We start from the raw sequence: 19,806 nt of genomic DNA, 5'->3' as shown, positions 1-19,806 counted from the left end.
AATATATGGAGCAATTAAAAAAGAAAATTTGTGATTATATCGAGAGTCATGAAGAGGAAAGCGTAAAATTTTTAAAGCGATTAATTCAAGAAAAAAGCGTATCTGGTGATGAAAGTGGTGCGCAGGCAATTGTGATTGAAAAATTACGTGAGCTAGGTTTAGATCTTGATATTTGGGAACCTTCATTTTCTAAAATGAAAGATCATCCTTATTTTGTATCACCGCGTACAAGTTTTTCAGATAGCCCGAACATAGTGGCAACTTTAAAAGGAAGTGGCGACGGGAAATCTATGATATTAAATGGACATATTGATGTCGTACCAGAAGGAGATGTGAATCAGTGGGACCATCACCCTTATAGTGGTGAGCAAATAGGGAAGCGTATATATGGTCGTGGAACAACGGATATGAAAGGCGGCAATGTCGCACTGATGCTTGCGATGGAAGCTATTATTGAATCTGGTATTGAATTAAAAGGAGATATTTATTTTCAAAGTGTAATTGAAGAAGAAAGCGGCGGGGCAGGAACATTAGCGACTATATTACGAGGATATAAAGCAGATGGTGTCATTATTCCAGAACCAACAAATATGAAGTTTTTCCCGAAACAACAAGGGTCCATGTGGTTTCGGCTACATGTGAAAGGCAAAGCAGCACATGGTGGAACGCGTTATGAAGGAGTAAGTGCAATTGAAAAAAGTATGTTTGTTGTAGATCATTTGAGAAAATTGGAAGTGAAGAGAAATGACCGAATTACAGACCCGTTATTTAAAGGAATCCCGATTCCAATTCCAATTAATATTGGGAAAATTGAAGGTGGGAGCTGGCCAAGTTCTGTTCCTGATTCATTAAATTTAGAAGGAAGATGTGGTATTGCGCCGAATGAGACTATAGAGGCAGCAAAAGAAGAGTTCGAGAATTGGATCGCTGAATTAAATAATGTGGACAATTGGTTTATTGAAAATCCTGTAGAAGTAGAATGGTTTGGAGCGAGATGGGTTCCTGGTGAACTAGAAGAAAATCATGAGTTAATTACGACACTAGAGCATAACTTTGTTGAAATCGAAGGGAATGAACCGATTATTGAAGCATCTCCGTGGGGGACTGATGGAGGTTTATTTACACAAATCGCAGGTGTACCAACGATAGTATTTGGTCCAGGAGAGACGAAAGTAGCACATTATCCAAACGAATATATAGAAGTTGATAAAATGATAGCTGCCGCAAAAATTATTGCATGTACATTACTAGATTGGTGTGAGGTGAAAAAATGAAATACTATGAATCTTTTAGAGAACAGACGAATGACTATACAGTAGAAGGCGTTTTAGATTATTTTAATAAACGTATTCGAGTAGACCACTACACAGGAAATATTGAGAGGATTATCCAAACAATTGACGAATTAGCAGAGAAGCATTCTTTCACTAAATGTATTATTAAAGGAAAGGGAGAGCATGTTTCTACATGGCTCTCTTTCGGTTTTTTATTGGAAGCAACAATACCGCATTATTTTCAAGGTCACGATGCATACTTCTTCGTGAAATTTATTAATGATGAAAGACGAAATAGTATTCATTGGGCTGAGGAAGATACCATTTTAAGCGGTGTTAAAGCGAAAGAAGTAAAGGAAAAAATAGTACCAGAGAAATTTTTATTAAGAAAAGCGACAGAAGAGGATGCGGAAGAATTAGCGGCTGTCTTTGGAAAAGTATTTGAAGTTTATCCGACTCCTTTAAACGAAGCGAGTTATGTAAAACAAACGATGAAGGAAGACGATACAATATACTATGTGTACGAATTCGAGGGGAAAATAATTAGTACAGCATCTGCAGAAATGAATATAAAAGAAGGAAATGCAGAATTAACGAATTGTGCTACTTTACCCGAATATCGTAAGCATGGGTTTATGAAAAGTTTACTAATTAAGTTAGAAGAAGAACTGCAAGAAAAATCGATTTTCTGCTCCTATACAATTGCTCGATCGCTTTCTTTCGGAATGAATGCGGCCTTTCATCAGTTAGGTTATACGTATACAGGAAGACTGGCGAACAATTGCTACATTTTCGATAAGCTGGAAGATATGAATATATGGGTGAAAGATTTGTCTAAATAGTACGGTATAAAAAATAGAACGGAATCGTCATGCTTATAATCGCATATAGGTATGCCGGAAATTCGGCATGCGATTGCTGAATTTTCGGCAAAAGGGGGGATGACATTGCTAGCAGTTTCGACACAAGAAGTCATTGAAGCGATTTTGGGCAGTATTGATGAGGCTATACACGCAGTAGATGAAAATGGTATTACAATTTTCTATAATACTGTAGCTGCAAAACACGATGGGTCAAAAATTGAAAAAGTGTTAGGAAAACATTTGTTAGAAGCGTTTCCTTCTTTATCTAGGGAAACGAGTACGTTAATGAAAGTGTTAGATACAAAAAAACCAATCGTTCATCAAGTTCAGCATTATCAAAATTTAAATGGGGAAGACATTTGTACAGTAAATACGACGTTACCTATTTTTATAGATGGAAATATTGCTGGGGCTGTTGAAATTGCAAAGGATTATTCCACAGTTCAAAAACTTACGGATACAATTGTAGATTTGCAGTCAAAAATAAAGCGGTCATCTAGAAAAAAAGCAATTAAAAAGCATGTTGCATTTGAGACGATTGTGACGGATGATGCTCGATTTAAACAGACGAAAGAATTAGCACAAAAAGTAGCGCCAACTGATGCAAATGTTTTAATATATGGGGAAACAGGAACAGGGAAAGAGTTATTTGTACAAGCGATTCATGAAGCTTCTAAACGGAAGAACAAGCCATTTATTGCACAAAACTGCGCAGCTTTGCCAGAGTCGCTATTAGAAAGTTTATTGTTCGGAACGACGAAAGGTAGCTATACTGGGGCAATTGAACGAGCGGGATTATTTGAACTTGTAGATGGTGGGACATTGTTTTTAGACGAACTGAATTCAATGCCTCTCGATTTACAAGCGAAAATGCTACGTGTATTAGAAGATGGTGTTATTCGTCGAATTGGTGATAATAAGACGAGAAAAGTAGATGTTCGCGTTATTACTGCAATGAATCAGCCACCAGAAATATGTTTAAGAGAGAATAAAATTCGTACTGATTTATATTATCGATTAAATGTCTTTTCATTATATATTCCGCCGCTACGTGAAAGAACTGAGGATGTCTTATTATTAGCGTCTTATTTTTTGAACGAATATAATAAAAGTTATAAAAAAGGTGTACTTCAAATGGATAAGGAAGCGAAAGAAAGACTACAAGCTTATCAATGGCCTGGCAATGTTCGTGAGCTAAAACATACGATTGAACATGCTGTCATTATTGCAGAAGGGGATACACTAACAGCCAATTGTTTACCGCGTACATTTCGGAAAGAGAATCTGCCAAAGAAGAAGAACATATTGCCACTTAGAGAAGCACTTCATCAAACGGAAAAGGAATTAATAGATCAAGCGTTAATTGAAACGGAAGGGAATATATTACAAGCTGCAAAAATGTTAGGTATCCCTCGCCAAACGCTTCAATATAAATTGAGTAAGTACGACAAAACCGCCGAATAATTGGCGGTTTTTGTGTGTTTGCACCAATAAAAGCGTGTTTACATATATAAAAAGTAATGAATATGATAGTATGTATGGATTTCATACAGTGCTTACAAATATTTTTTTGTTTATGTAATAGCGTTTTCCGTACATTTACTTATCAATAATGTAAAGTTGGCATAACTATTGCTTATATAAAGGATGAGCGTATAAAAAGGGGGAATAGCAATGTTACATGATGTATACAAACCAAATCGTCACTGGAAGGATATCGAGTTGTGGAAGGATGTTACTGAAGAGCAATGGAATGACTGGGTTTGGCAATTAACGAATACGATCAAAACTTTGGATGACTTAAAGAAAGTGATTAATTTAATACCTGAAGAAGAAGAAGGCGTTAAAATTTCAACAAAAACGATCCCGTTAAATATTACACCGTACTATGCTTGGCTAATGAATCCTGATGACCCACGCTGTCCGATTCGGATGCAATCTGTACCGATCTCGGAAGAGTTATATAAAACAAAATATGATTTAGAAGATCCGCTTCATGAAGATGAAGATTCACCAGTTCCAGGGCTAACACATCGTTATCCAGACCGCGTATTGTTCTTAGTAACGAATCAATGTTCTATGTATTGTCGTTACTGTACACGCCGTCGTTTTAGTGGACAAATTGGAATGGGTGTGCCGAAGAAACAATTAGATGATGCGATCGGTTACATTCGTGATACACCACAAGTACGAGATGTATTAATTTCTGGTGGTGACGGTCTTCTTATTAACGATAAAATTTTAGAATATGTATTAAAAAATTTACGAGAGATTCCGCATGTCGAGATTATTCGTATCGGAACGAGAGCGCCGGTAGTATTCCCGCAGCGTATTACAGAAAACTTATGTAACATTATTAAAAAATACCATCCAGTATGGTTAAATACACATTTCAATACTTCTATTGAAATTACAGAGGAATCGAAAAAAGCATGTGAAATGCTAGCGAATGCTGGTGTTCCAGTCGGAAACCAAGCAGTAATTTTAGCTGGTATTAACGACAGCGTTCCAATTATGAAAAAACTTATGCATGACTTAGTAAAAATCCGTGTACGTCCATACTACATTTATCAATGTGACTTATCTGAAGGTATTGGTCATTTCCGTGCACCAGTATCTAAAGGTCTTGAAATTATTGAAGGTTTACGCGGTCATACATCTGGTTATGCGGTTCCAACATTCGTTGTAGATGCACCAGGAGGTGGCGGGAAAATTGCGCTTCAACCAAACTATTTAATTTCGCAAAGTGCAGATAAAGTTGTGCTTCGTAACTTTGAAGGTGTTATTACAACGTATCCAGAGCCAGAGAGCTATATCCCAGGAAGAGCAGAAGGGTACTTTAAAGAAATCTATCCAAACTACGAAGAAAAACGTTCAGATGTTGGTATCGCAGGTCTTATGAGTGATAAGAAATTTAACCTTGTTCCAGACGATTTACAGCGTATGAGCCGTCGTAAAGACTATGAAGATAATGACACTCATGCATCACTAAAAGATAAACGTGATAAGCGTGATCAACTTAAAGACAAAAAGTATCAATCGCAAATGGCTAAATTAGAAGAAAACGACAAAAAAAATGAGGATGATGCAGTATGAATTGTATGTGGTGTGACAGTACAGAAGCGAAAGAAAGCTTGAATACTGTATATTGGGAATTACCAGATGGTACGAAAGCCATTGAAATCCAAGAGACACCATGCATTTCTTGTTCCTCTTGTGGTATGGACTATCAAGCAGATCAAACAGTGAAAGAAATAGAAGATCAATTGTTTCTAATTTATACGAAAGATTTACCAAAACAACTAACATATGAAGAATTAATGGGAAGACCACGTCTATTAAAGAGAAATTATTTCGACTTTTAACCAGCATTTATGCTGGTTTTTTTCTTTTTTGCCTTGTATAATGTATCCAAGTTAGAAAGGTAGGGAATATTTTTGAAAAAGACATTTTACCACTATATGATGAAGCATCGTGCAGCTTTATTTAGTAATGAAGTATCGAATTTAGCAGAAGCAATGTATGATGATTTAAGCTTTCCAAAGCAATCTGAAGATTATGATGAAATTAGTTCATACTTAGAGTTAAGTGGATTGCTAGAAAGTATGTCTATATTTGATGAAGCTTGGGATTTATACATACAAGAGAGATAAGAACTATATGAAATTTTTGACGTGAAGCTAGTCTATTTGCTAGCTTTTTTTACGTTGTAAATAATTTTTTTATACGGTGATATTTTTTATTGAAAAAATTTATGAATATACGCTTCTGTGATAAGCGTTTTTATGTAGGTTGCATATACTGTTATCAAAATCACGACGTCAAAAAAAGGAGAGATATAGATGGCGAGAAAAAAGCAACCTAAATATAACGTAGGGGACATAGTCGTGATTACGCTATATGGAACCGTTGGTAAAATCACAAATATGAAGGTTTTGGATGGAGTTTACGTATACGAAGTCAATAATCACGATGGGTTTTACGTAGAGCAAACGTTGCAGCACGTTTCAGAACAAGATATGAAAAAAGGTGAAACTGAGTGGATTGAATTAAATTATAATTTCACATTTGGTGATCTCGTGCAAGTAACAGGATACGATAAAGATGTGTTTCGAATTGTTGGTTTTCGTACAGAAGTATGGAGATATAAAAATGACGCATGGGAAGATACTATATACGAATTGTCACGAATTACGGATGGTGAATGGTTAGAAGCGGATGAATCAGATTTAACGTTACTTGCTAATGCTCAAACGGCAAATGCAATTTTGAAGAAAATGAAACAAGATAAAGCTGGTATGAATAAATTAGATTTAGGAAAATTAAAGTCAATTAACAACTCAAAAAAAGTGAGTGTTAAGACAAATCGTCAAGAGATCATTGATGGATTACTTGATATTTATAACGATTATCAATTGTTATTCGATACATTTAAAGATGAAGAATACAAAATTGTTATGGATGTTGTTCATAATTATTTAGTTAAATTGACAGAGAAAAAATAGTTAACTAGAAAGAGAGAATGAATTGAACAACAACATATGCAGTATAAGGTATGCCTACAATTATTAAAAAAATAAAAAGCCATTTAATAAGAGAGTCTGCCCATTGATCTTCATGCATGAACTCTTCTTTTGTTTGCCCAACTTCTTGTTCTACCTCATATTGGTATTCCATAATTAAATCCCCCTTTTTGATAGCTTGTACTACCATCGTATGCATCTCGTCCAAAGGATATGACCTATAAAAAAAGAAAAACTATTTTTCTAATCTCATATACATAATTTTGAGATTTTTTCATAAAACAGAAATAAAGGAGTGATGCTCATGAAGGAAATTGAGGTCGTAATTGATACGGAAGAGATTGCGGAGTTTTTTTATGAGCAACTAATTGAAAGAGGGTACGTCCCAAAACGAGAAGAAATTGAAGATCTCGCAGATATTACATTTGAGTATTTATTAGAGAAATGTATGATTGATGAAGTTTTTGATGAAGAGGATGAGTGAAAGTAACGGCGGGCTTAACTCGTCGTTTTTTACTCTTTACAAACTTGTCACAAATATAGTCGGAAATTATTGGTATAATTAAAAGAAAATTTTACTCAAGAGGTGAAGGGATGTTCAAAAAAATTATTGATTCTTTATTAGGTAGGAAAAAATATCGTTCGCATTCTAGTAGTGATTATCGCCATAGAGGTCGCTCTTATTCAAGTAGCGATTATAAACGACGTTCATCCGGTTATGGGCATCAGCATTATAAAAGAAAACGTAAAAGTCGTAGCTTCTTTTCAAGTAGCTGATGAAATGGCGTCGTATACTAGCTTTATTTGATAGACCACTGCGAAAAAATACAATCGTTGCAGAACGTTATAAAATTGAATCAGTAATTGGAATGGGCAGTTATGGGGTTACATATGTCGTTAATGACTTACAAATAAATAGATATAAAGTCTTAAAACAATTAAGACAAAGTAAACAAAGATATGAGTCTGGTAGAAAATCATTTGAACAAGAGAAAATGATTTTACAAACATTAAATCATCATGCAATTCCTAGTTTATATGATCATTTCGTATGGGAGAAAAAAAGCTTTTTCGTGATGGAATATATGCCTGGTAAAAATTTCGAAGATTATATTTTCTTAGATGGGCATGCATATACAGAACGTGAAGTTTTAAAAATTTTATATGAAATATTAGAAATTGTATCGGTGTTTCATAATAAAGGTATAATTCACCGAGATTTACGCATTCCAAACATATTAATGAAAGAAAACCAAATTAGTATTATTGATTTTGGATTAGCTAAATTGAAGGGTGAGGGTGATGAACGAGCTAAAGCTTATGAAGGTGAACAAGCTTTGATGCGAGAAGTTCACTTTCGTAGCGATTTTTATGCGCTTGGTCATTTCTCGTTATTTTTATTATATGCAGGCTATGAATCTAATGAAAAACATGAAAAACCATGGTATGACGAATTAACTTTGGAAAATTATAACCGTGAAATGCTTATGCGAATGTTACAAATAAAAACGCCGTACTATGAGAATGTACAAGATTTAAAAAAAGATATAGCTTTTGCTTTAGAAAGGATGGAGGTTCCGTGTTTCAAAAGTTTTTAGCAAGTGTTGGTATTGGTAATGCAAAAGTAGATACAGTTCTTGAAAAAGATGAGTATATTGTTGGAGAAGAGATACTAGGGGAGGTTCATATAACTGGTGGTTCAGTTAGCCAACAAATTGAAAGCATTTACTTAACATTATCGACGTCGTATGTACGAGAAGTGGATGATAAAAAAGTAACAGCAACATATGATTTAGAGCGAGTTCGTTTAACAGAACCTTTTTCTGTTGAGCCGAATGAAAAAAAAGAAATTCCATTTTCATTTATAATGCCAGTTGAAACGCCGCTTACACTTGGAATGAAAACAGTTTGGGTGCATACAGGTCTTGATATTAAACGCAGTATAGATCCAAGTGATCGTGATTACATTCAAGTGTTGCCTAATGCACTATTAAATAGTGTGTTAGAGAGTGTAAATCAATTAGGTTTTAAAGCGCGTCATATAGAATGTGAAGAATTACCGTATCGATTACGTAAGCGAGTTCCGTTTGCACAAGAATTTGAGTTTGTTCCTGTGTCCGGAGAGTATTATGGGAAATTAGATGAACTAGAATTATTAATCTTACCAAGCGCTTACGATCGCTTAGAAATTATTATGGAAGTAGACAGAAAATCTCGCGGATTAGCAGGTTTATTTGCAGAAGCGCTTGATCTTGACGAGAAAGTAATTCGCTTTACAGTAACGAATGAAGATATTCCAACAATGCAAGAAAAAATTAACAATTATATTTTTAAATAAACTATGCATAAAAAAGAAATGGAGAGGAAAACTAAAACAACCGCTCCATTTTTTTGCATAGTGAGGTTATGTATGTGAAACGATATCGACATTTATACTTGTTAAGTTTTACGCTACTCATTTGTTTTGTCGTATTATCACTTTCGTATCATACCGCTTGTATTGAGAAATTTGACAATATAGTCGCGCATTTTATTCAAAGCTTTCGAAACGATTACTTGACAGCCTACTTTACTTGGGTGTCTTTTATCGGTTCCAAAAGAATATATTTTCCGTTACTCATCATTCTTGTAATGTATTTTCTCGTTAGAAAAAAGTTGCTTAGTGCATTACTTCTAACAATTAATTATTATGGATCTCGTTATTTAAACAGTATGCTTAAACTATGGTACGAACGAGCAAGACCTGATGTAACGCAGCTTGTTACTGCAACTGGATATAGTTTTCCGAGCGGTCATACGATGAATGCTACTGCTTTTTTAGGATTTATTGCATACGTCACAATTACTGAAGAACGTATTACATTGCATAAAAAATTGTTGATTATTTTTATAGCGAGCTTTGTTGTATTATCTATTTCAGTTAGCCGAATATATCTTGGCGTTCACTATCCATCTGACATATTAGCAGGATGGGCAGCTGGCGGTAGCTGGCTCGTTTTATGTGTTATATTTCATAAAGCGTTCATTAAAAAAGAACCTATGTCATAATAGGTTCTTTTTTCATTGGTTCAACATGAATGTGTGCATGGTAAATGCCAAACTTTTTCCGAAGCATAGCCTCGATGTTGTCAGTAATACAATGACTTTCACCAACATCCATACGAGCATCTACCTCGATTGTAATATCAACGTACGTTTGATTCCCGTACATACGCGCGCGAATGTCTACGATGTTTTCCACGCCACCAATATGTTCAATAGCACCAGCGTACTCTTCCATCTTATCTGGATCAATTCCATCCGTTAACATATGAGAAGCTTCTACGAAAATCTCCCATGCAGTTTTACAAATAATAAGGCCGACAATTAAAGCGGCAATAGGATCTAAAATAGGCATTTGGAATTGCGAACCGACAATACCTACTACTGTACCAATACTTACGAGTGCATCTGATAAATTATCCTTTGCAGCGGCTTCTAATGATTTGCTTTTTGTGCGCGCTGCAATCTTTTTCGTATACAAATACACAAAGTACATAACGACAGCAGAAAATAAGGCTACCCATGCAGCAAGTACATTAGGCGCTGCTTGTTTCGGATTTAAAAAAGATTGAATAGCACTAATAATAACTTCTAATCCGACCGTTGCCATAATAAAAGAAGCAACAAGTGATGCAATTTGTTCTGCGCGTGAATGCCCATAAGGATGATCTGGGTCACGAGGTTTACGAGAGATTTTTAGACCAATTAATATAGCTAAAGAAGCACCGATATCCGTTAAGTTATTTAAACCGTCAGCACGTAATGCGTTAGAGAGGGTAATATAACTGATGATAATTTTCATAGAGGATAAAAATATGTAGGCCATAATGCTGACAATAGCACCTTTATCAGCTTCTTTATGAGAAAGAGTATCCATTTTAATCACTCACCTTTCTACAAGGAATTTCTTTCTATAAATAGAGTACCAAACGAAACTCGTGTGGGTCTATACAAACATTGTTGACGTTTTTTAGGTTTTTAAGAAGGGGATAACAAAGTTTCGTGAAGGAAAAATATGTTGTAAAGTGCAAAGTTAGGGTGTGAAATTAATGGGATTTATTTGCAATTAAAGGGTGGGAGGGTAAGAGGATGAAAAAACTAATATTTTTCTTACTATGTATTGTTCTTATAATGATTGGGTGTAATTCATCAAATAACGAAAATGTGAAGGAACATAATATTTCTAAAGTATCCATATCTACTTTTAATGGCTACGGTGGATTAAATGAAAATTATTTTCTAAACATGGAAGATAAACAAATAATCAATGGAATTAATAATATGTTTAATGGCATGAAAAAACAAAAGAAAAGAGGCGAAACACCACAATACGATATACTAATTACATATGAAAATAGTGATACGAAGGGTATCCATTTATACCTCGGAAATGAAGGGGAAAGGAGTGTAATTATGTACATTGGTCATGAAGAAACTGTATACTACACTTCTGAAGAAATGACGAAACAACTACGAAAGATAATTGTGAAAAAAGATTAAAACCCTCTAGAAATTATTTTTCAGAGGGTTTTAATCTTAGTATGCTTCTAAAAACTCAGTAACTTGCTCTTCAGTTTTTGCGTTAGCACTATGTAAGTGGCCTAGCTTCTCACCATTTTGATATACAAGTAAACTTGGAATACCCATTACTTGATACTCTTCAGCGATACTTGGGAACTCATCTTTATTAATAGAATACCATTCAAACTTATTGAACTCTTCCATTACATCTCCGATAAAGTTGTCCATACGAACACAATCTGGGCACCATGTAGTAAAGAACTTAACAACTACTGGTTCCTCGCTTGCAATGATGTCTTTGAATTCCTGTTCTGATTTGATTTCTTTCATGTTTTTGTCTCCTCTCAATGTCACACGGATAAGCTAGTATTTTTATGCAAAATCCGTAATTGCAAACATTTTGCAAACAGTAGTGTTTTCGAAATAGATTATTTGCAAAATCTTCGACTGCTTTTTCTTGTAGGCCTGGTACGACATCTGAGTAGGTATCTAATGTGATGCCTACTCTTTTATGTCCTAATCGTTCACTTACGATCTTTGGATGAATACCTTGTTTCAACATGAATGTTGCATGGGTATGTCTTAAATCGTGGAACCGAATATCAGGAACCCCACATTTCTTTATAAGCTTTTTCCAGAGCTGTGTCAAACTTCTGAAATTGCATGAGTTACCATTTTATCTCTTTTTCAATTTGTAGATTACTTATTTTTTATAACCAATTAAAATTCTTGTTTTTTTGGAAGCTTACTATTGATAATTTTCCATAATTATTCATCAACCATTTTATTAAAAATGGGAAATTATTTAGGAAATATCAAAACAAATTCAAAAGCAAGGTAAAAATATAAAAGATATACTTAGGGAGATAGCAAGGGGAGGTAATGGAATGGATAAAGAAAGAATCTGGAACGATACACAAAATGTATTAAGAAGATGCAGCGTAGCGCCGACTATGCATAATCAAGAAGATGCTGAGGTAGTAGAAGTCTGTAATGAATATATACATCTAAAGTTACAAGAAAAGACACAAACTAAAAATAGAGATGTAATTTTGACTGAGGAGGACTTTATTAAGGTCTTAACTAAGCTTGAGCAAAAGAACGAAGGATTAAGAAGGAAAGATCTAGATGGTTGTAAAGCTCGTTATTTATTAGCAATATTAAACTTACTACCTGAATTTCGAGTTGTAGATAGAGAAGTTTTTGAAAAAGGGCAATCTAGAAACAAAAAGTTTTTAGTATATATTTAGATATGTAAGGCGCTGCCGTGATTTGGGCGGCGTCTTGTTTGTTGTTAATGAAAGATAAGGGAGAAAATAAAAAAGAGAGCTAGTGCCCTCTTTTTTAGCGGTACGGTAATTAATCGCAGATTGGTATCCCGAGCACTCTTAAAGCTAATGCTACTTGAAGAGAAATCTCTAATCTAGCAATTTCAATACCAGCTATTGAAAGAACTAAAAAAGGTTGTCCATTTACAAACACAACGCAACTATCCATGGTTACGCCTCCTTTCTAGCAATCTAATATAGTATATGTATTTAACGGAAATATGTAATAGTTAAATTAATGGATTTATTAGAATTGGTAAATTAGCCTATTTAAACAAAACAAACGAACGTAATGAATGAAAAAACAAGAATCAAATGATTCTTGCTAAGGCAAAAAATTTAACAATTGAGCGATAGTAAGAATAAACTTTGAAAAGATATTAATCTCAAATTCTATATTCATATGAGTACCCCGTTCATTGTTTTTCCTACACCAGTAATACAGATGATTATTGAGTACATACTTTGTTGTCTAATCCTATATTAATATTTATAGTTTGATATAACAGATTGTAAATGATAGGAGGATTATAGCTATGTATGAAACTTTTTCAAAAAGAGCAAAAAAACGAACAGGACAAATTAAAGATGTATATATCTATGACACAGTACCAGAAAGATTAAGAATCCAAGTGATTCACGTTTGGATTCAAGCGATTGGTGAAGAGAACGACCGAATATGGAACGTTGTTAACAACATAATGTCTAAAGAACTAGGATTATTCAATTTAACTAATGAAAAATATTGTTCGTCATTTGAACGCTGCGTCGATTTTTTACAAACATGCAACAGAAGCAATCGACATTATAGAACTATCATTTATTATTTCTGGAGAACTCGGATGGGACCCAGACACCATCTATATCGGGAGAACCCAAACATTCAATGAGGGAATTAAAGAACTGAATGATTGGTTCAAAGACAATAATTTAGGTTACGAATTCACAAACGGGGAACTTATTCGTATCGACCAAACTCACATGCACGAAGAAGTCGTAAAGCCAGCCATAACTTTACTGTTTGAAGAAGACTTCGAAGGGCCAGCTGAAGAATTTTTAAATGCACATAAAGCTTACAGAAAAGGCGATTACAAAAATGCACTTGTAGAAGCTTTAAAATCTTTCGAAAGTACAATGAAGACAATTTGTGATAAAAAAGGATATACATACAACAAAGGTAGTGATACCGCACAAAAATTAATAACAGTATTACTCGATAACAACCTAATCCCTGAATACATGAGCAAACACTTCTCTGGTGTAAGGAATACATTAGAAGGTGGATTACCAACAGTTAGAAATAAACAAGCTGGTCATGGACAAGGTGCCGAATCAATAAAAGTAGAACCATACTTTGTTGAATATGCCATTAACTTAGCAGCAACCAACATTGTGTTTCTAATAAAAGCTTATAAAGGATCAAAATAATATGTGAAAATTAAAGTAGCGAATCAAATGCTTTTTTATTTTATAAAAAAGCATTTTAAACATTTCTCGTAGCATCGAAAACTTATATAAATATGGAAAACAGTTTTTGAGTCTTGGAATGAGGGTATCGATGTGGATATAACGCAAATTATGGATATAATGGTGGTTAATAGGAAAAATCTTCCGTTTACTTCAGTTCGGACTACTGCATGGATAAATGGACCGGCGAATGATTTAATTATTACGACTAAGTAAAGAGTAGATGAGCTTTATCAGCTTATGTGGTCACGGGTGCCAGTTATGCAAACGATGTATTTTCTTCAGGGTGCTGACGTGATGAGATTTGCTAGGGTTGCAGGAGTTGATGAAAGCATAACGGGAGAATATATATATCATTTTATTTGGTGATAAGACGAACTTTAAGTAGCCTAACAGCTGCTTTTTATTTTGCATAGAAAAAAGGAAATCACAAAGGATCCCTTTAATATTACGTTGTCTTATAAATTTTATTTTTAATCCTATTTTTAGTATCCATAAATGCGGCGAATGTAGCTATAGCACCACCTAAGTCATAGACTTGGAATTTGTGGAAAAAAGCTAATCCTGTAATGAAATTGTAGCTGTATATAAAGCAAGTTATACCGAACAACCATAACATGAACTTTAAATCTTTTAAGCTCAATCTATAATTTTTGATTTTTTTCCACATATGTATCAACTCCTATTGTTATGAGGTTTTGTAGTTTTTCTTTTTGAAATCTCGCATGTTGAGGATAAAGAATAGAAGGAAGATAACAGCTGCGATACCATTAATCCAGTAGTATGTGTGCCCTGTTATGAATCCGTTATAGAAGGAATAGGTATTCCAAATTACAAGAAGTACTGAACAAACAGTAGAAATCATTAATGAGCCAAAACTTCTCATGATTTTCACCTCGATTCGAATTTTTAGAACTCTTTATATAATTATACATTTAAATAAATAGATTTTCAAAGGTAATTCAAAGTGTTTTCATGATAGCCATCGCTATAACGTTCTTTTCTCACATATTTTTAGGAGAAGTTTATGAAGTGCCCGTAATGTGATGTCGGATAAAACAAGCAATCTCTTTCCGGTACTTAGAGAAGGTAAACGGTGGATGATCACTCATAAATTTTATGAGTGAATTAAACAACAAGCAGGAAATTTAAAAAATGCTGTAGGGGATGCATATATGAATTTAGAGGGATCGTTATAAGAACTTATTCGTGAAGTTGTGAGAGAAGAGATTAGGGCGGTGTTAGCTGAGTTCCAGCAATAATCACAACCAAATAAAGAAATGTGGGTGAAAGAAGCGTGACTAACAAGGGGGGATGTAGATGTGGTAGAAAAAGATCATTATATTATTCTTTCAGAGGGGGAATTAGGATGTTGAAATGGGTAAAGAAACTGTTTTCAAAAAACGCCCACCTTGCATTGTTTGTGAGAAACAAGAAGGTGAGCTTCACTTAAAAGAAACGAATTGGATTTTTGAAAATTGTGCCCAAATTACGCATGAACAAGGTATTGAAATAGATACCTATACCCTTTTACACCTTATTCCATAAATAAGAAAGCTGGTGGGCTTCTGATTCAAGAGCTATTAAATGATCATTATTAATAGAGTTATTCGTATACATTCTGTTCTTTTGGATGTTAAGGACAGTATAATTCGCATCGTTATATTCATTTGAAAATGTTGATTCATTTAATAATGTCAGTGTTGAGTTGATGTTATATTTATCAATTCGCTCTTTCTTTCCTTTGAAAAATAGTTTAATAAGATGCGGCTCATCATTAATGAGCAAACCGAGTTCAGGTGATGAGCGGACGATTAAATTATCTGATAACCAATGTGATTTACCTGGATCAAACCAAGAGACGTCTTTGTTTTTAATAAATTTTTTGTACTGCTTTATAACATCAATGTAGTTTTGCTTTTTCTTCTGATCAACAGTTTGTACTAATGTTTCAAAACAGTCAAAAGGTAGTTCGTTTTTATGAAATTTAATAACAGTTTCTCGTAATTGTTTCCAGTAATCAAAAACCGGGTGATATTCAGGTTGAGATTTTAAATTCTTTACAAAATTTGTTTTAGCTGCACTACTTTTTAGTGTGAAGTCTAAAAATTGTGTAAGTCCCACTTTAATTTCCGCCATGTTACACCCCCTTTCCAAACATTACTAATTCGATAGTGGAAAGGGAAATCCTGCATTTTTAAGGAGGTGAACAAGATGCTAGAAAAACCTATGTTCATACACATGGAAGTTGAGGGAGAGTAATATTAAAATTTCATTTGTTTTTTACTGTAATAAATAAATTCATTTGAATAGAAGTGAAAAATAGAGGTTTGCCTTAGTCATTTATGAAAGCTGAGAATATTTATAACCATAGGAGTAAATACACAGGTCCGATTTTTGTAATGATGGAGGGAATTGATGTGGACATAACTCAAAGCATGGCAAGAATAGTGGTTAATGGGAAGGATCTTCCGTTTATTTCAGTTAGAACTTCTGTATGGAATCAAGGACCTGTAAATGATTTAATTGTTTCGACAAACTTGAGAGTCGAGGAGCTTTATCAGTTTATGTGGTCACAAGTGCCAGTAATGCTTGCGATGTATTTTCTTCAAGGGGCGGACTTAATGAGGTTTGCTAGAATTAATGGGATTAATCAAAGGATAACGGGAGAATATATATATCATTTCACTTGGGGATAAAACGAATGTAAAGTAGCTTAACAGCTGCTTTTTTATTTTGTAAAAGAATTTTAGAAGATTAGAAAATATGATTAGAGAGTGATATAGATAATTTGTGACTGTTTTTCAAGTTCGTAAAGTTAATCAGTTACTTCATTTCATACAAGGGGGGCTATGAATATGAAGTTTTTTTATTCACAAATAGTTCCAGTTGCTCCTTTAGGCCCTTGATTTCATTTAGGTCCAGTATTATTTAAGAGTGAACTGTTCAAGATTCCTTGTAAAATTAAGCTGAATGTTTGTTGCAGAAATGGGTCGGATAGATTTGAACAACTAATGAGCGAAGATAAATTTTGGAATAGAAATTGGAATAACGCAGAGATTTGAGTAAGAGATGCAGTAGGCAAAGAATTGATTAATTGAGTGATAGTTCGTATAACTAAATTTTTATTTGGAGTATTTGGTTGTACTGCAATGATTAAATCATTTAACGCTTGTAATAATGATTGGAGTATTTGTGTAATGTTCAGGAATATTTTTCTTCTAAGTATATGATTAGAAAAACGAGACGTTCTTATGGGATGTATAATCAATAATTGGTTATTAACAGAAAGTGTAAGTAAGACTAGAAAACAATAGGGAAATATATTTTTATTAACTTAAAACATAAAAAGAGTAATTTATTAAGTGTTCTAGTGAAGAAGTCATCTATTTGCAAAAACTACTTTGTTTTATAGGAAAAGTAATATAAATGGAAAAAATTTAAACACTCAAGTAAATAGCGAACCGAATGAAAAAATAAAGGAAGACAGCTGATAGAAATAGCAGGAAGTTGGATACAAGCCGTCGGTTCCGTAATTTCATTAATTGGACAAATACGTGAAGAAAATGAGGAGTTGGAAGGGAGCGATTGATAGACTAGTTTAAAAAATTAAAATGTAACTATTTTCTAAAATGACAATGAGTAATTTTCACCTTGTTTTTTGATGAACCATTTTTATATGAAAATCATATAATATATTGTAGGACAAGCAACCAGTTTATAATCTATTAAATACTCCAAGAGCTTACCTTATATATATCTTCGCATCTACTGATCTAGATGCTCTTTTTTATTGAACAAAACACCCATTTGGAAAGGAGGTTAATAATGGGAGTGACATTAGAAGAATTAGAAAAGTGTTATAATAAAGCCTTTATTAAGGGAGCAGAGTACGTAGCTGTTCAGATTGAAATGGATGGATTTCATAGCGATGAAGTAATTATTGACGACAAATATAGTATAGATTCTAAATTAAAGTATTATAAGAAAACATACAATGAAAATTTAGAACATAGATGGATTCCAGGGATTCGTATTGTAGGTTTTGCATATGGCTATTCGTTCTCAGAAATTCTACATGAATTAGGGTTGCTAGTGAAGAAATGATTAAACAAATAGCAGTTATTTTATGCGATGCCATGCTTTTAGTGGTGTCTTTTTTGTTGTGAAGGAAAGATATAAATAAAAAAGAGAGCCTAAGCTCTCTTTTGAATAGATACCTAACGTTTATGCACAAATTGGAATTCCTAATGCTATTAAGGTCAATGCTACTTGAAGAGAAAGTTCTAATCTAGCAATTTCGATTCCAGCGACTGAGACCACTAAAAGAGGTTGTCCATTAACGAACAAAACACAGCTTTCCATACTTTCGCCTCCTTTCGAGTAATCTAATATAGTATATGGATAAAAAATTAATACGTAATAGTCAGATTAATGAATTTAATAGAATTGATAATTTAACCTATAGTATAAAAAAATTAAGTAGACTAATACCTGATTTATTAACACCATATATGAAGGACAAGAATATATTAGGAGTATATAAAAACGTAGGAGTGGTAAATATGTTCTTTGCAAAGTTACGCGGTAGGAATGAAGTTCCACCAGTAGAGACAGATGCTCGAGGAGAGGCTTTCTTTAAATTAAGTCCGGACAAGCTTAGCTTAAAATTTAAGTTAGATTTATTCGATATAGAGGATGTAGTAGCTGCCCATCTGCATCTTGGGTCAAAAGGAACGAACGGTCCTGTTGTAGCTTTTTTATTTGGACCTATAATAAATCCAATTTCAATAGAGTTTGCAACTCTTACGGGAATGATTACTCAAGAAGATTTGGTCGGGCCGTTAGCGGGTCAAACATTAGGTACTCTTGTAAATGAAATCATATCTGGAAACATATATATTAATGTTCATACAGTACAACATTCTAATGGTGAAATACGAGGACAATTGAATTATTGTTAATGAATAAAAGTAGTGAAAAATAAAGCATCCGTTTAGGGTGTTTTTATTTTGTGAAGGTTGTATAGATAAGTAATCTATTTTTAGTAATCTTGAACATTCATTTCTAAAATTTTGAAAGTGGTCGAATTTAAAAAATAGTTATCAGAAACCTGTTAATGAAATGCCCCTTCAAAAATTAAATTAGTATTAGTAGATGAACCTTGTAAACGAAATATGCAAGTGTAACAGATAATAAAAATTCTTTAAACTTAATCAAAGCTAATAGATTAATTCTCCACACCCACTGAAATAAAAAATCATAACATAAATTGTAATTACTTTTACGGAAGTGAGATGAAAATAATGTTTTATTCATATTTTACTACCCAAGCAGGAATGCGACCAGTGTATGGTACATCAATAACGTTTAGCGGAGCACAAAGTACAGTTCAAGCTGTTCAACAAGCGTTACAAATGCAACAACAAATGCAAATGCAGCAACAAGGTATCCAGCCGTATTATTCATCTATGGAGTATTTTTACCTAGTGCATCAAATCACACCGTATGGAAGTTCTTTTCTTACTATCCCGTATGGAACTGTATTTAATCTATAAATTAAAAGTTTAATCAGTAGGGGGCAGGTATCCCAAACCGATTATTAGTCCTCACCAATTGGACATATACGGACGATCCGGCTCCTACCTATCTTTCTTGCATGTTCCGAAATTTTTTGGGAGTCTTATTACCCGCAAATGGAGAGGGGATATGTAAGCGTCAAATAGTTCTCAACTACAATTTGTAAATAGTCGATGAGATAATCTCCGTACATATTACAAGTGTTTTT

General features: G+C 33.8%; 28 protein-coding genes and 4 pseudogenes. 22 read left to right on the top strand and 10 right to left on the bottom strand.

The window, feature by feature from the left end; all coding sequences use genetic code 11:
- Positions 1 to 5 precede the first annotated feature (5 nt).
- The 7 genes from ACUN0F_RS21995 to ACUN0F_RS21965 all read left to right on the top strand — a co-directional run bounded on the left by ACUN0F_RS21995 (position 6) and on the right by ACUN0F_RS21965 (position 6,642).
- Positions 6 to 1,274, top strand: coding sequence for a peptidase (locus tag ACUN0F_RS21995; protein WP_445540150.1), 1,269 nt, complete (start codon positions 6 to 8; stop codon positions 1,272 to 1,274).
- Positions 1,271 to 2,116 carry a putative beta-lysine N-acetyltransferase gene (gene ablB / locus ACUN0F_RS21990; protein WP_000878609.1) on the top strand — a complete coding sequence of 282 codons (846 nt, stop codon included), beginning with the start codon at positions 1,271 to 1,273 and terminating at the stop codon, positions 2,114 to 2,116. Before ACUN0F_RS21995 ends, ablB begins: the two co-directional genes overlap by 4 nt.
- 99 nt (positions 2,117 to 2,215) lie before the next feature.
- The gene (gene rocR / locus ACUN0F_RS21985) at positions 2,216 to 3,601 is read left to right on the top strand and encodes an arginine utilization transcriptional regulator RocR (RefSeq protein ID WP_079998392.1); all 1,386 of its coding nucleotides are present in this window, start codon (positions 2,216 to 2,218) and stop codon (positions 3,599 to 3,601) included.
- Positions 3,602 to 3,811: 210 nt separating this feature from the next.
- Positions 3,812 to 5,233 (top strand): lysine 2,3-aminomutase, encoded by a 1,422-nt coding sequence (ablA, locus tag ACUN0F_RS21980; protein WP_000902133.1) that lies wholly within the window; start codon positions 3,812 to 3,814, stop codon positions 5,231 to 5,233.
- Entirely contained in the window at positions 5,230 to 5,502 is a 273-nt protein-coding gene (locus ACUN0F_RS21975; protein WP_000995761.1) for a YokU family protein, read from the top strand. The genes ablA and ACUN0F_RS21975 overlap by 4 nt, the downstream gene beginning before the upstream one ends.
- Before the next feature lie 72 nt (positions 5,503 to 5,574).
- On the top strand, positions 5,575 to 5,790 hold the full coding sequence (locus ACUN0F_RS21970) for a YozE family protein (protein WP_000750728.1): 216 nt from the start codon (positions 5,575 to 5,577) through the stop codon (positions 5,788 to 5,790).
- 189 nt (positions 5,791 to 5,979) lie between these two features.
- A complete protein-coding gene (locus ACUN0F_RS21965; protein WP_000101496.1) occupies positions 5,980 to 6,642 on the top strand; it encodes a hypothetical protein in 663 nt (220 codons plus the stop codon).
- A 4-nt stretch (positions 6,643 to 6,646) separates the two neighbouring features.
- On the opposite strand, the gene ACUN0F_RS21960 is transcribed toward ACUN0F_RS21965, so the two are convergent.
- Positions 6,647 to 6,814 (bottom strand): DUF3930 family protein, encoded by a 168-nt coding sequence (locus ACUN0F_RS21960; RefSeq protein WP_000456535.1) that lies wholly within the window; start codon positions 6,812 to 6,814, stop codon positions 6,647 to 6,649.
- Between the two features lie 150 nt (positions 6,815 to 6,964).
- Here ACUN0F_RS21960 and ACUN0F_RS21955 point away from each other — a divergent pair, with 150 nt between their 5' ends.
- The 5 genes from ACUN0F_RS21955 to ACUN0F_RS21935 all read left to right on the top strand — a co-directional run bounded on the left by ACUN0F_RS21955 (position 6,965) and on the right by ACUN0F_RS21935 (position 9,708).
- A complete protein-coding gene (locus tag ACUN0F_RS21955) occupies positions 6,965 to 7,144 on the top strand; it encodes a YozD family protein (protein WP_000658451.1) in 180 nt (59 codons plus the stop codon).
- 110 nt (positions 7,145 to 7,254) lie between these two features.
- Positions 7,255 to 7,437: a hypothetical protein gene (locus ACUN0F_RS21950; protein ID WP_046959337.1), complete on the top strand. Its 183-nt coding sequence runs from the start codon at positions 7,255 to 7,257 to the stop codon at positions 7,435 to 7,437.
- Positions 7,437 to 8,258 (top strand): serine/threonine protein kinase, encoded by an 822-nt coding sequence (locus tag ACUN0F_RS21945; RefSeq protein ID WP_445540149.1) that lies wholly within the window; start codon positions 7,437 to 7,439, stop codon positions 8,256 to 8,258. The genes ACUN0F_RS21950 and ACUN0F_RS21945 overlap by 1 nt, the downstream gene beginning before the upstream one ends.
- On the top strand, positions 8,240 to 8,998 hold the full coding sequence (locus ACUN0F_RS21940; protein ID WP_264461935.1) for a sporulation protein: 759 nt from the start codon (positions 8,240 to 8,242) through the stop codon (positions 8,996 to 8,998). Before ACUN0F_RS21945 ends, ACUN0F_RS21940 begins: the two co-directional genes overlap by 19 nt.
- Positions 8,999 to 9,072: 74 nt before the next feature.
- Complete coding sequence (locus ACUN0F_RS21935) at positions 9,073 to 9,708, top strand: phosphatase PAP2 family protein (protein WP_000833364.1); 636 nt, start codon at positions 9,073 to 9,075, stop codon at positions 9,706 to 9,708.
- Here ACUN0F_RS21935 and ACUN0F_RS21930 read toward each other — a convergent pair.
- Positions 9,698 to 10,579 carry a cation diffusion facilitator family transporter gene (locus tag ACUN0F_RS21930; RefSeq protein ID WP_445540148.1) on the bottom strand — a complete coding sequence of 294 codons (882 nt, stop codon included), beginning with the start codon at positions 10,577 to 10,579 and terminating at the stop codon, positions 9,698 to 9,700. The genes ACUN0F_RS21935 and ACUN0F_RS21930 overlap by 11 nt on opposite strands.
- Before the next feature lie 212 nt (positions 10,580 to 10,791).
- Between ACUN0F_RS21930 and ACUN0F_RS21925 the strand changes: the two genes are divergently transcribed.
- Positions 10,792 to 11,202 (top strand): hypothetical protein, encoded by a 411-nt coding sequence (locus ACUN0F_RS21925; protein ID WP_264461936.1) that lies wholly within the window; start codon positions 10,792 to 10,794, stop codon positions 11,200 to 11,202.
- 36 nt (positions 11,203 to 11,238) lie between these two features.
- On the opposite strand, the gene ACUN0F_RS21920 is transcribed toward ACUN0F_RS21925, so the two are convergent.
- Both ACUN0F_RS21920 and ACUN0F_RS21915 read right to left on the bottom strand, forming a co-directional pair.
- Complete coding sequence (locus tag ACUN0F_RS21920; RefSeq protein ID WP_000658777.1) at positions 11,239 to 11,553, bottom strand: thioredoxin family protein; 315 nt, start codon at positions 11,551 to 11,553, stop codon at positions 11,239 to 11,241.
- 82 nt (positions 11,554 to 11,635) lie between these two features.
- A pseudogene (locus ACUN0F_RS21915) lies at positions 11,636 to 11,899 on the bottom strand (tyrosine-type recombinase/integrase); the annotation flags it as partial.
- A 211-nt stretch (positions 11,900 to 12,110) separates the two neighbouring features.
- Between ACUN0F_RS21915 and ACUN0F_RS21910 the strand changes: the two are divergent.
- Positions 12,111 to 12,473, top strand: a complete 363-nt coding sequence (locus ACUN0F_RS21910; protein ID WP_264461937.1) for a hypothetical protein — start codon at positions 12,111 to 12,113, stop codon at positions 12,471 to 12,473.
- A gap of 109 nt (positions 12,474 to 12,582) precedes the next feature.
- Here the strand turns inward: ACUN0F_RS21910 and ACUN0F_RS21905 are convergent, their stop codons facing one another.
- Positions 12,583 to 12,720, bottom strand: a complete 138-nt coding sequence (locus tag ACUN0F_RS21905; RefSeq protein WP_000376553.1) for a DUF3956 domain-containing protein — start codon at positions 12,718 to 12,720, stop codon at positions 12,583 to 12,585.
- Positions 12,721 to 13,286: 566 nt separating this feature from the next.
- Here ACUN0F_RS21905 and ACUN0F_RS21900 point away from each other — a divergent pair.
- The gene (locus tag ACUN0F_RS21900) at positions 13,287 to 13,979 is read left to right on the top strand and encodes an STM4504/CBY_0614 family protein (protein ID WP_445540147.1); all 693 of its coding nucleotides are present in this window, start codon (positions 13,287 to 13,289) and stop codon (positions 13,977 to 13,979) included.
- A gap of 150 nt (positions 13,980 to 14,129) precedes the next feature.
- A pseudogene (locus ACUN0F_RS21895) lies at positions 14,130 to 14,387 on the top strand (hypothetical protein).
- Positions 14,388 to 14,466: 79 nt separating this feature from the next.
- Here the strand turns inward: ACUN0F_RS21895 and ACUN0F_RS21890 are convergent.
- Complete coding sequence (locus tag ACUN0F_RS21890; protein ID WP_264461939.1) at positions 14,467 to 14,688, bottom strand: hypothetical protein; 222 nt, start codon at positions 14,686 to 14,688, stop codon at positions 14,467 to 14,469.
- 18 nt (positions 14,689 to 14,706) lie between these two features.
- The gene (locus ACUN0F_RS21885) at positions 14,707 to 14,904 is read right to left on the bottom strand and encodes a hypothetical protein (RefSeq protein WP_445540146.1); all 198 of its coding nucleotides are present in this window, start codon (positions 14,902 to 14,904) and stop codon (positions 14,707 to 14,709) included.
- Between the two features lie 491 nt (positions 14,905 to 15,395).
- On the opposite strand from ACUN0F_RS21885, the gene ACUN0F_RS21880 reads away from it, so the two are divergent.
- Positions 15,396 to 15,566: a hypothetical protein gene (locus ACUN0F_RS21880; protein ID WP_162616915.1), complete on the top strand. Its 171-nt coding sequence runs from the start codon at positions 15,396 to 15,398 to the stop codon at positions 15,564 to 15,566.
- Here ACUN0F_RS21880 and ACUN0F_RS21875 read toward each other — a convergent pair.
- On the bottom strand, positions 15,549 to 16,157 hold the full coding sequence (locus ACUN0F_RS21875) for a hypothetical protein (protein WP_000807969.1): 609 nt from the start codon (positions 16,155 to 16,157) through the stop codon (positions 15,549 to 15,551). The genes ACUN0F_RS21880 and ACUN0F_RS21875 overlap by 18 nt on opposite strands.
- A 206-nt stretch (positions 16,158 to 16,363) precedes the next feature.
- Between ACUN0F_RS21875 and ACUN0F_RS21870 the strand changes: the two genes are divergently transcribed.
- Complete coding sequence (locus ACUN0F_RS21870) at positions 16,364 to 16,717, top strand: hypothetical protein (protein ID WP_264461942.1); 354 nt, start codon at positions 16,364 to 16,366, stop codon at positions 16,715 to 16,717.
- Positions 16,718 to 16,938: 221 nt separating this feature from the next.
- Here the strand turns inward: ACUN0F_RS21870 and ACUN0F_RS21865 are convergent.
- Positions 16,939 to 17,214 (bottom strand): annotated as a pseudogene (locus ACUN0F_RS21865) (collagen-like repeat preface domain-containing protein); the annotation flags it as partial.
- 226 nt (positions 17,215 to 17,440) lie between these two features.
- Between ACUN0F_RS21865 and ACUN0F_RS21860 the strand changes: the two are divergent.
- Together ACUN0F_RS21860 and ACUN0F_RS21855 are read left to right on the top strand one after the other, a co-directional pair.
- Positions 17,441 to 17,610, top strand: a pseudogene (locus ACUN0F_RS21860) (DUF6944 family repetitive protein); the annotation flags it as partial.
- A gap of 236 nt (positions 17,611 to 17,846) precedes the next feature.
- Positions 17,847 to 18,125: a hypothetical protein gene (locus ACUN0F_RS21855; RefSeq protein ID WP_000539239.1), complete on the top strand. Its 279-nt coding sequence runs from the start codon at positions 17,847 to 17,849 to the stop codon at positions 18,123 to 18,125.
- Positions 18,126 to 18,245: 120 nt separating this feature from the next.
- On the opposite strand, the gene ACUN0F_RS21850 is transcribed toward ACUN0F_RS21855, so the two are convergent.
- On the bottom strand, positions 18,246 to 18,383 hold the full coding sequence (locus ACUN0F_RS21850) for a DUF3956 family protein (protein ID WP_000443219.1): 138 nt from the start codon (positions 18,381 to 18,383) through the stop codon (positions 18,246 to 18,248).
- Positions 18,384 to 18,583: 200 nt separating this feature from the next.
- Here ACUN0F_RS21850 and ACUN0F_RS21845 point away from each other — a divergent pair, with 200 nt between their 5' ends.
- Together ACUN0F_RS21845 and ACUN0F_RS21840 are read left to right on the top strand one after the other, a co-directional pair.
- A complete protein-coding gene (locus ACUN0F_RS21845) occupies positions 18,584 to 18,982 on the top strand; it encodes a CHRD domain-containing protein (protein WP_445540145.1) in 399 nt (132 codons plus the stop codon).
- A gap of 342 nt (positions 18,983 to 19,324) precedes the next feature.
- Positions 19,325 to 19,576, top strand: coding sequence for a DUF3947 family protein (locus ACUN0F_RS21840; protein ID WP_445540144.1), 252 nt, complete (start codon positions 19,325 to 19,327; stop codon positions 19,574 to 19,576).
- The last annotated feature ends 230 nt before the right edge of the window (positions 19,577 to 19,806 follow it).

Source organism: Bacillus sp. 1A, assembly GCF_052682215.1.
The sequence above is the reverse complement of the archived record's forward strand: the minus strand, read 5'-3'. Positions and strand labels throughout refer to the sequence as shown.